This is a genomic window from Rahnella sp. NRRL B-41462, from assembly GCF_003263525.1.
Lineage (GTDB): Bacteria > Pseudomonadota > Gammaproteobacteria > Enterobacterales > Enterobacteriaceae > Rahnella > Rahnella aceris.
The window spans coordinates 1-10,625 of the sequence record NZ_JYDF01000137.1 but is presented as its reverse complement, the minus strand read 5'-3'; the positions used below and the strand labels follow the sequence as shown (position 1 = coordinate 10,625).

At 51.0% G+C, this 10,625-nt stretch carries 9 protein-coding genes; 3 read left to right on the top strand and 6 right to left on the bottom strand.

Features of this window, described 5'->3' with window-relative positions:
* Positions 1-59: 59 nt before the first annotated feature.
* From fucO to rhaB, 4 genes are all read right to left on the bottom strand, one after another.
* Positions 60-1,208, bottom strand: coding sequence for a lactaldehyde reductase (fucO, locus tag UC14_RS24350; RefSeq protein WP_112198611.1), 1,149 nt, complete (start codon positions 1,206-1,208; stop codon positions 60-62).
* 136 nt (positions 1,209-1,344) lie between these two features.
* A complete protein-coding gene (gene rhaD, locus UC14_RS24345; protein WP_013577123.1) occupies positions 1,345-2,169 on the bottom strand; it encodes a rhamnulose-1-phosphate aldolase in 825 nt (274 codons plus the stop codon).
* Between the two features lie 52 nt (positions 2,170-2,221).
* Positions 2,222-3,478: an L-rhamnose isomerase gene (locus UC14_RS24340; protein WP_013577122.1), complete on the bottom strand. Its 1,257-nt coding sequence runs from the start codon at positions 3,476-3,478 to the stop codon at positions 2,222-2,224.
* Positions 3,475-4,959, bottom strand: coding sequence for a rhamnulokinase (gene rhaB, locus UC14_RS24335; RefSeq protein WP_013577121.1), 1,485 nt, complete (start codon positions 4,957-4,959; stop codon positions 3,475-3,477). Before rhaB ends, UC14_RS24340 begins: the two co-directional genes overlap by 4 nt.
* Positions 4,960-5,299: 340 nt before the next feature.
* Here rhaB and rhaS point away from each other — a divergent pair, with 340 nt between their 5' ends.
* Both rhaS and rhaR read left to right on the top strand, forming a co-directional pair.
* The gene (rhaS, locus tag UC14_RS24330) at positions 5,300-6,127 is read left to right on the top strand and encodes an HTH-type transcriptional activator RhaS (protein WP_013577120.1); all 828 of its coding nucleotides are present in this window, start codon (positions 5,300-5,302) and stop codon (positions 6,125-6,127) included.
* An 83-nt stretch (positions 6,128-6,210) separates the two neighbouring features.
* Entirely contained in the window at positions 6,211-7,083 is an 873-nt protein-coding gene (gene rhaR, locus UC14_RS24325) for an HTH-type transcriptional activator RhaR (protein ID WP_013577119.1), read from the top strand.
* A gap of 28 nt (positions 7,084-7,111) precedes the next feature.
* Here rhaR and rhaT read toward each other — a convergent pair whose 3' ends face one another.
* Both rhaT and UC14_RS24315 read right to left on the bottom strand, forming a co-directional pair.
* A complete protein-coding gene (gene rhaT, locus UC14_RS24320) occupies positions 7,112-8,146 on the bottom strand; it encodes an L-rhamnose/proton symporter RhaT (RefSeq protein WP_112198610.1) in 1,035 nt (344 codons plus the stop codon).
* A 600-nt stretch (positions 8,147-8,746) separates the two neighbouring features.
* Positions 8,747-9,841: a GGDEF domain-containing protein gene (locus UC14_RS24315; RefSeq protein ID WP_112198609.1), complete on the bottom strand. Its 1,095-nt coding sequence runs from the start codon at positions 9,839-9,841 to the stop codon at positions 8,747-8,749.
* A gap of 302 nt (positions 9,842-10,143) precedes the next feature.
* Between UC14_RS24315 and UC14_RS24310 the strand changes: the two genes are divergently transcribed.
* Positions 10,144-10,428, top strand: a complete 285-nt coding sequence (locus UC14_RS24310) for a DUF1435 domain-containing protein (RefSeq protein ID WP_013577116.1) — start codon at positions 10,144-10,146, stop codon at positions 10,426-10,428.
* The last annotated feature ends 197 nt before the right edge of the window (positions 10,429-10,625 follow it).

Here is a 10,625-nt window from a genome sequence, read left to right as displayed (position 1 = left end):
AGGGGAGGGAGCAGACCGAGCTGTTTCCGTGTTCTCCCCTTTCAGGGGGAGCAAAGAAACTACATTGCTTTCAGATACAACTCGCGCACTTCTTCACGAGTTGCGGTGCGCGGATTGCACGGTGCGCACGGGTCAGCCAGCGCTTTATCCAGCCATCCTTCGATATCGCTTTCCTTAATCCCCAGCTCTTTGAAACCGGAAGGAATACCCACGCGGGTGGACAATTTTCGGATAGCGTCAATGGCCGCAATACTGGCCTGTGTTTCGCTGATACCTTGCGTATGTACGCCCATCGCGCGGGCGATATCGGCAAAGCGGTGAGGTGCACTGGCGCGGTTAAACTCTTCGACAACCGGCAGCAAGATGGCATTACAGACGCCGTGCGGCAGATTATGTGTCGCGCCCGGCTGATGCGCCAGTGCGTGAACCAGCCCCAAGCCTGCGCTGTTAAATGCCATACCGGCCAGATATTGTCCCTGCGCCATTTTCTCGCGGGCTTCAATATCATCGCCGTGATCGACTGCTTTTGGCAGCCATTGCGTGATAGTTGAAATCGCGGCGAGCGCGGTCGGATCGGTCAGAGGATGTGCGCCGACAGAAACATAGGCTTCGATAGCGTGGGTTAGCGCATCCATGCCGGTAGCAGCGGTGACACTGGCCGGGATTTTGAGCATAACCGCCGGGTCGTCCACTGCAATATCCGGGATCAGATTGGCGTCGATGATCACTTCTTTCACCTGACGCTGGCTGTCGATGATCACCGCATTGCTGGTGAGTTCTGCGGCTGTGCCCGCTGTGGTATTAATCGCCACCAGGAAGACACCCGGTTTGGTAACTTTACCGACACCGGAATACATTGTGGCGGGCCCCGGATTGGCGGTCAGAATTTTGATGCCTTTTGCGGTATCAATCGGGCTGCCGCCGCCGAAAGCGATCAGGTAATCGCACTGGTTTTCCTGATACAAACGGAAACCTTCATCAACGTGAGCAGAGGTTGGATTGGGTACCACGCCGCCATAAATAGCGTAAGGCAGTCCGGCCTGTTTAAGTGCGGAGAATAAACTGTCGAGCAGACCCAGTTCGATTAACTGGCCATCGGTAACGATAAGCGCTTTGCCGTGTTGCTTAGTCGCCAGCATCGCAACCATATCTTCGATTGCGCCCTGACCGTGGAGGCTGATTTTAGGAAGTGCCAACATGAAACTCATAAAAATTCCCTCTATAGAGTAAGTAAAATAGGTGTCCTGTTGTGCGCTGCTCCGCGGTCTTTGCCATTTCCTGCTACGGGAAACATCCACTGTTCCCCGTGCAGGATTTATGAAGTCTGGAGCATAAAGTGCCTGATCAGGCTTTCAGTGCGGCCTCAAAAGGCGTGACGTCAAAACGTTTGCCAAGCGCAATCAGTTCATCGGTCTGGATGGTTTGTTTCATTCCACCCATAGAAATCACTTTCACCAGGATCTCCGCCGATTTTTCAGCAGTGTCGATCAGGCCAAAAGCGTCATCCAGCGTCGGGCCGCAACCGAAGATACCGTGGAATGCCCACAACACCAGGCTGTGATGTTGCATCCGGTCGGAAGTGGCTGCGCCGATACCATCGGTACCCGGCACCATCCACGGTACAATCCCCACGCCGTCGGGGAAGACCACCAGACATTCGGTGCTGCATTCCCACAACTTGCGGGTGATCTTGGCGCTGTCGAGCTCAAGCACGTACGTCAGTGCGATCAGGTTGGTCGCATGGCAATGCATGATCACGCGATCCTGACCGTTGGTGACACGTTTACGCACAGCGTGAGATTGCAGATGTGAGGCCAGTTCAGAGGTTGGCAGACCGCCGGCGGTCAGACCCCACAGGATTTTGTAGCTGGCGCCTTTGTCATCAAGCTGAATAACGGTCAGCGCTTCTGACGGGGCTAATTGCACGTTACGGAAAAACTTACCGGAACCGGTCACGATGAAGTATTCGTTGGCCAGATCAGGCGCATGCTGAGTCAGTTCAACCTGGCGCGGCTGGTCGTAAAAATCATTTTTATAAGGTGCGACGTCTTCCGGTAACAGGCGCATGCTGACGTTGCCGCCGTTACGTTCATCCCAGCCTTTCAGCCACATATCGGTGGTCGCTTTGACCATGCCTTGCACAAACCACGAGCTAAATAATGTTTTCATCGGTTCTTTCCTGCGAATAAGGTGAATGCGTTTCTGTTGCGTTCGGCGGCAATTAACGTTTTGCCAGCACGCTGGTTTCGTAATGACGGACGGTATCCAGCCACTGACCGCCAACCGGTACATCGTGACGCTGACAATACATGTCCCACACGGCCTGCCATGGCAGGGATTTTTGTTCTTCCAGCAGAGCCAGACGTGCGGTGTAATCGCCTTCGGCTTCCAGTTTTTTCAGTAAATCGGTCGGTTCGAGCAGGGCTTTCAGCAGGGCTTTTTTCATGTTGCGGGTGCCGATAACCCAGGCAGCGATGCGGTTGATCGAGGCATCGAAGAAATCCAGACCGATATGAACGCGGTTGAACAGGTCATGGCGCACGATTTCGCTGGCGATGGCCTGCGTTTCGTCGTCCAGCAGAACTACGTGGTCACTGTCCCAGCGTACCGGACGGCTGACGTGCAGCAGCAGGCGCGGCACATACAGCATCGCAGCAGAAATTTTGTCGGAGATCACTTCAGTCGGGTGGAAGTGGCCGGCATCGAGGCACAGCGCAGTGCCGCGGCTGGCAGCGTAACCGAGATAGAATTCGTTTGAGCCGACGGTGTAGCTTTCAGAACCGATGCCGAACAGTTTGCTTTCAACGGCATCGATGTGTTCGGTGATATCAAACTTCTCAGAAATCACTTCATCAAGTGCGCTCATCAGGCGCTGGCGCGGTGCCAGACGATCGACGGTGATGTCTTTCATGCCATCCGGCACCCAGATATTCATCACTGACGGCGTGCCCAGTGCGCGGCCAAATGAGGCAGAGACACGGCGGCTGGCCTGACAATGTTCAATCCAGAACTGGCGAATTTCCGGGTTTGCGTGTGACAGCGTGAAGCCGTCGGCGCTCAGCGGGTGTGAGAAACAAGACGGGTTGAAGTCCAGACCCAGCTTGTTTTTCTTCGCCCAGTCAACCCAGCCGGTGAAGTGCTTAGGTTCAATCTCATTACGGGCAACGGGCTTATCGGACTCCAGATAAATCGCATGCAGATTCAGCCGGTTAGGGCCAGGGATCATGGAGATCGCCAGTTCTAAGTCAGCACGAAGCTGCTGAGCGTTGCGCGCTTTGCCGGGATAATTACCGGTCGCCTGAATACCGCCGGTCAGGTTGCCCTCAGGGTTTTCGAAGCCAGCGACATCATCCCCCTGCCAGCAATGGATAGAAACGGGCAGGGTATCAAGTTGTTTGATTGCAGCTTCGGCATCAATACCCAACTGTGCAAAGCGTTCTTTGGCAAGTGTCCATGCTTGATCGATAGATGAAGTCATACTGCGAGTTCCTCATTGACGTGACAGAGCGCCTGAAAACGGCGCCAGTGAATAGCGAAATCCGCGTGAATACGTGGAATGTAGTGGTGTTGCTCAAAATTCGTGGCAACAATGCGACGAAATTCAGCGGTATCTTTGACGGCGTTTAACGCCATCAGCTGGCAGCCGATATTGCCAAGCGTTGAAGCTTCCACCGGGCCTGCGCTGACGCTGACCTGACAGACATCAGCACAAAGCTGATTCAGGAACTGGTTCTGACTGCCGCCGCCAACGATGTGGATATCTTCCAGCGGTGTCCCTTGTAAATCAGCAAGTTGCAAGGCGATTTTGCGATACAACATGGCAAGGCTGTCGAAAATACAACGCGCCAGTTCAGCTGGCGACTCTGGCACCGGATCACCCGCCTGACGACAGGCATCGCGAATGGCATCCACCATAGAGGGGGGATTGATAAAACGATCTTCGTTCGGGTTAATCAGATAAGTGAACGGCGTGACGTTTTTAGCCAGCGTGATTAATGACGGTAAATCCTGGATGTTCAGTTCGCGGCAAACCCGCTGGAACAGCCATAAGCCCATGATATTGCGCAACACCCGATAGCTGCCGTCGATACCGCCTTCGTTGGTGATATTGTCGTGGAGTGCCTGGGCATGGTTAAAAGCGTGCGGGCTTTCAATGCCCATCAGCGACCAGGTGCCGGAACTGAGATAGGCGCTGTGTGAACTGGTCAGCGGGGCGGCAACCACCGCGCTGGCGGTATCGTGCGTTGCGACGCTGAATACCGGTACGCTGCGTCCGCGAGGGCTTTTCCACAGTCCCGGGGAGTTACCCGGCTGTGTAGGTTTTTGCAACCAGCGGCGCGGCACACCTGCAAGTTTCAGCAAATCTTCATCCCAGTCACCGGTGGCGAGATTGAGCATCTGTGTGGTGCTGGCGTTGGTGTATTCCCAGTTCAGTTTTCCGGTGAGGCGGTAAAGGAAATAATCCGGGATCATCAGCATGTGGGCTGCTTTACTGACGATTTCAGGCTGTTGTTCGCTCAGCGCGCGCAACTGGTAAAGTGTGTTAAACGGCATGAACTGAATGCCGGTTTTCTGGTACAAATTCTCGCGGCCAAACTGCTGTTCCATCCGCGCCATCACGCCTTCCGTGCGGTTGTCACGATAAGCAACCGGCAAGCCGACCCGCTGCCCCTGTGCATCAAGCAGGACATAATCCACTCCCCAGGTATCAATCCCGATACCGTCAAGCTGAACGCCGGACGCGTCGAGGCGATTCAGCCCTTCAAGTATGTGTTTCTCCAGCGCATCAAGGTCCCAGGTATCGTGGCCATCAACGCGGATCAGGTTATTAGGAAAACGGTGGATTTCTTTCAGTGTCAGCGTCGCTGCCGGATCGGGATCCTGACGGGTAAACGTCGCCAGCATCACCCGGCCGCTGGAAGCGCCGAGGTCAATAGCGGCAAGATGGTGTGTTCTCATAGCGGCCATTCCTTATTGAATATGTGGCCAGTGTAGGGGAGGTGCCTGAGGGACACCTTCCGGTGATTGCCACCGGTTTTGGCGGGATGGCAGCATTAAAAAGGTAGATGCGAGGCAGATCACATAACGGTTCAAAGCTGACTGAAACAGGGTTTTGCCGCGCCGGAGTAAACCGGAATACGCGATTGTGATCTTTGCCGCAGATCTGCATCACGACAGGCTGAATCTTTGAAATATGACCGTTTATGGCGCTTTTGCTGCCGTGGTTTGAAGGCAAAAACGCAGGGCGCAGGGTAGGGTTGGTTCCCGAAGCACAAGGATTTTGAACCGGAGGTGATACATGACGTTACTGAGAGGTGATGATTATTTTGCGGCACCTGAGCTGACTGTGACGGTTGAGCGGCGGCTTCCGCAAGATGTATTCCCGGAGCACTACCATGATTTCCACGAAATTATGCTGGTGGAAAGCGGATCGGGTGTGCATATCTTCAATGACAACCCTTATACACTGACGGCCGGTACGGTCTGTTTCGTGCGCGCCAGCGATCATCATCTGTTTGAAAATGTGGATAACCTGCGGCTGACCAATGTGCTGTTCCGCTCGCCGAAGGCGTTCCGGTTCATTCAGGACGTCGGCCACTTCCTTCCTCAGGAACATCACTATCAGTCACAGGTCCACTGGCAGCTCAGTCCGTGCGTGCTTCAGCAGGTACTGAACTGCATCACACAGCTTGCAGCGTTGCCTGACAGTGTTGAAATGGAACACATTGCGACCCGTGAAAGTCTGTTTTTACAACTGCTGATCCTGCTTTATCAGGACTGTTTCCAGTCACAATTGCGAGATACCTCGGAAAACAGGGTCAATCAACTTTTGCAATGGCTCCAGTCGCATTACAGTGAGGACGTCAACTGGACCGAAGCTGCAGAACGTTTTTCGCTGGCGCTGAGAACATTACATCGTCAGATGAAGCATTACACCGGCATGACGCCACAGCGGTATCTCAACCGACTGAGGTTGCTGGAGGCGCGCCGTCGTTTACATCATAGCGATCAAAGTATTACCGACATCGCCTATGCCTGCGGCTTCAGTGACAGTAACCACTTCTCGACACAGTTTCGTCGGGAGTTTTCGGTGTCGCCAAAACTCATGCGTGATCAGTTGCGTTAAACGGCACCTCTCGCGGTTTCCGGTATTCTTACCTGAGAACTGCCTCGTTTATTTTGTCGTCAAACGGGTTTGAGATTGCATCTATGTCATTGAAATTGAATAAAAATGACTTCTTCCTGACCAAAATGAATTCGGTCGTGGTGGCTGAACGTCACCCGCAGGCCGACTTTCCGAGTCATGACCATGATTTTGATGAACTGGTCATTGTCTGGCGCGGTAATGGTCTGCATGTCTGGAACGACATCCCTTATCCCATCACCTGTGGTGACTTGTTTTATATTAATTCGCGGGACCGGCATAGCTATGAGTCAGTCAACGAACTGGCACTGGATAATGTGCTGTTTTGCCGTGAGCGTTTCGGGCTGGCAGCCGACTGGTCGCAATTATTACCGGGTGAAAATGTCAGCCAGGAACAACGTTACTGGCGTTTAAGTACGCTTGGCATGGCGGTTTTGCGCGATAAAGTGGATGAGCTTGCTAAAGAGTGTATGAAATCGGAGCCGCTTTCGATCCAGCTGAGTGAAGCCCTGTTGATGCAACTGGCACTGTTGTTACTGCGTTTTCGTCAGCGGCCGGACAGTGGAGCGTTACCGGATGCGCATCAGCTGGATCTATTGCTGATGGCTCTGCGGGCAAATATCTCCGCTCCCTTCCATCTTGAAACGTTTTGTCTGCAACATCAGCTCAATCCGCGTGCTTTACGTTCGCTGTTCAAGCAGTACACCGGCATGAGCGTGACCCATTATTTACGTCAGTTGAGGCTTTGCCGGGCGATGAGTTTGCTGCGCTACGGCAACATGACGATCAGTGACGTGGCCGCTGAATGCGGCTTTGATGACAGTAACTATTTTTCTGTGGTGTTCAGTCGTGCAAGTGGTGTTTCGCCGCGGGACTACCGGCAGCGTTTTACACAGCAGACCGGCAAAATCCTTTTATCCTCAACGACAGCAGAATAAGTTCTGCTGTCGTTGAGAAACGTAACGCTTACAGTGCCATACCCAGACCGACAATATTCGCCGCCAGAATAATCACCAGCGCACCGATACAAAGAACGCGTACTGGTTTTTTGCCTACCCCGAGCCATTGTTTCAGCACCAGACCGACGATGCCTCCGCACAATACGTAGAAACTCATATGCAGCATCCAGCTCATGTAATCATATTCTGCAGGAATGCTGGCATGGCCCCAGGCGTAGAAGAAGAACTGCAGATACCACATCACGCCGCCAATAATGGAAAAGACCGCATTGGTGAGCAGCAGGGATTTCGCCACCGACATATCGGCGCGCAAAGAGATGGTTTTACGTGTTGCCAGACGGATAAAGCAGAAACCGAGGTTAACGACCGCACCGCCGCCCATAATCACCACATAACTTGGCAGGGCAACGTACAACGGATCAATCCCGAGTTCGCGTGCTGCTTCGTGCATTGGCACCGCAGCGCTCATGGCGAAAGACATCCCTGCGGAGAAAATCCCGCACATTACAGCCAGAATCAGCCCTTTTCGCAGATTGAACTCTTCAGCTTTAATGCCCAATGCTTTTTCTTTCAGGAAACCCGCATAGCTGACAATTGCCACACCGATGACCGCAACAAATACGCCGAGCAGGGTAAGCTGGCCACCTGTTGTGCCAAACAGCATGCCAATTTTGCCCTGTAAAACAGGCGTCATCAGCGTCCCGATAATCAGGGTAATGCCGATGGCGATGCCTATCCCCATCGACATACCGAGGTAGCGCATGGTCAGGCCGTAGTTGATGTTACCGATGCCCCACATGGCGCCAAACAGGAAAATGGGCAGCAGGGTCGCAAAACTGAATGAACCGTAATAGGCCCAGAAATCAGGCAACAGCACGTAGCTGACCGCCCACGGCAAAATGATCCAGGAAAAGAAGCCGCCAAGCGACCACATGGTTTCCCATGACCAATGTTTAACTTGTTTGAATGGCGCATAGAAGCAAGCTGCGCTGGCTGCTCCTATCAGATGCCAGATAATCCCTAACACTATCGAACTGTTCATACACTGGACCTTTTATTATGTAGAGTGATGAGATAAACAAAAGCGCTGCTGTTAACTGATCCTTCAGAAACATGAGCAGCGGGTGGCGGTAGTGTAAGAAGTGTCCGGTAGTGGAGCCTTCCGGTCAGTGCCACAGAGAAATCAGCGCTGGCACTCGCCGGAAGATGAACATGAGTCAGTTCACAAATCCAGTAAGAGAATTAATAATTACATTAAATCAACAAACTAGGACATTTTTAGAGACTTTTTAGAGACAAAGGGATTGTGGTTGCAGAAGAGGTCGATAACGGGTGGGAAATGGACTCAAGATGTCTTTTAGGATTATTTTTATCTGTGCTTATTTCGTGGTAAAGCGGACGTGTGCAGGCATATTTAAGTAGATTTAAAAAGTTGAAAAGTAACAGGGATTAGTAACATTCATTATAGTAAACAAGTTTCTTTACTTTCAGCCAGAACCATTAATCTGGCTGAAAGTTGAATGATTATGCAGTGAAAATGAATGACGGCTTTCTTTATGACGAACCGGTAAAACGCTGAACATTGTTCGCAAAAATTAATAACAATAAGTGTGTTGTTATTAATACTATATATAAATCATCGTCAGGCTATTTTTTCTTCCACGGCTTGCTGTATCTCCTGGGTCTCTTCCCAGGCATAAAATATTTTATTACGGCCGCTGTTTTTTGCGTTATAGAGTGAGGCATCGGCTTTACCTAAAGTCTTAATAAAGTCACCGTCCTCCAGCGCAGCCAGCCCGGCACTTACTGTGACGTGGGTGGAGACCTCAACATTAAACAAATGCGGGATATTCAGCCCGAGGACTTTATTCTGGATACGCTCTGCCATGCGAACCGCGTGTTCCTGTTTAACGTTGGACATCAGTACCAGGAACTCTTCTCCGCCATAACGGACAACCACATCCCGCGAGCGCACTGCATCGCGGATAGCGGCAGAGACACGCACCAATGCCTGATCGCCCATCGTGTGGCCATAGTTGTCGTTATAGGCTTTGAAATGGTCGATATCGAGCAGCATAACGTAGTGCCCTGAATCCTGATTGAACAGCGTTTCCAGCTTATTCTGCAAACCCCGGCGGTTGTAAAGGCCGGTCAGCGGATCGAGCATACTCAGGTCGCTGAATTTTTCCCGTTCGCTGTAGAGATTGGACACCATTCTGCGCGTAAATTCATCGCTGCGTTTGAGCATCAGATGATGCAGCCACAGGCCAATCAGCGGCAATGACACGGTAAATAAGATGCGCTCGACATGTTGGAAATCGTCTAAGAAGATGACGCAAAGAGTAGAAGGTACTGCATGCAGGCAAAAAGCCAGAAAATTATCTGATAAAGCGATGGCACTGATAAAGAATATACTGAGCAAGCTGACTAAAAGATAATTTTTATCCAGATGGCCGATTTCTTCAAAGCGTAAGGTTATTTGCCAGGCCCATAACAGCCCGACGGCGACTGAACACATATTAAGATGGGCAGAGTAATTTTTCTTACTGAAAAAAGAAAATATCAGCCCTGAAAAACAAAGCACAAAAATCAGCACCAACGGAAATGGCGTAGAGACTGCATTCTCTGGCGGGTAAGCCATAGAAAATAATGCAGTTGCACTATTTAAAAAAAAGAATAGCAACATCGCCAGCCGATGTTTGCTTTTAAGCAGCTCATCATAGGAATGAGATATCATCAAATTTACTCTATTTAGCGTGTGTTGTTCTGAATAGATAAAGTGTCTTATCGCCCTATACCGCGTAATTATTCCATGCAGGAAGGCTAATAGTTCTAATATGTAATTATTAGAACGCAATAAATGTTGTTTTTATAGTGACTGTCTTAATTGAGGCTGTACTAATGTGGTTTAACTGCCACAAAACTAACACTTTTGCGGTCAGGTGTCACCCAAACGAAGGGTGGGACTGTAAATAGGTGGTAAATGAGAAAAAATCCTATATGATATTAGTTCTCATTACCATCATTTGGAGCAAGGTTATGATACCAGCAATGGCCATTGCATGTGGCATCTGGGCGGTTGTGTGGATGTTTGGCAAACGTCTTACCAGCGGTTGGGGCGTATTGTTGCCTTGCGCACTGATGCCGCTGCTTGCCCTGACGCATATGTCGCTCGATCAGTTACGCGTGCTGATAGTCGTTGCAATGCTGATCACGCTGGGCATGCTGTTCCACCGTACGTTGCGACACTATATGTTGCTGCCATCATTTATGGCGCTGGCAGGAAGTCTGGCTGCGGTAACGTTGAATTTTAGTTTATTGTAATAAAAGGATTTTTTTAAGATGAAAAACAGGAAACACAGTAAAGCTGCGGGTCTTTTCTATTTTTTGAAACTGAAAGAAGTATTGCAGGAAGGAAAAACTGAGGAACAGAATCACGTGGTGCGAAGAGAGGGACTTGAACCCTCACGTCCGTAAGGACACTAACACCTGAAGCTAGCGCGTCTACCAATTCCGCCACC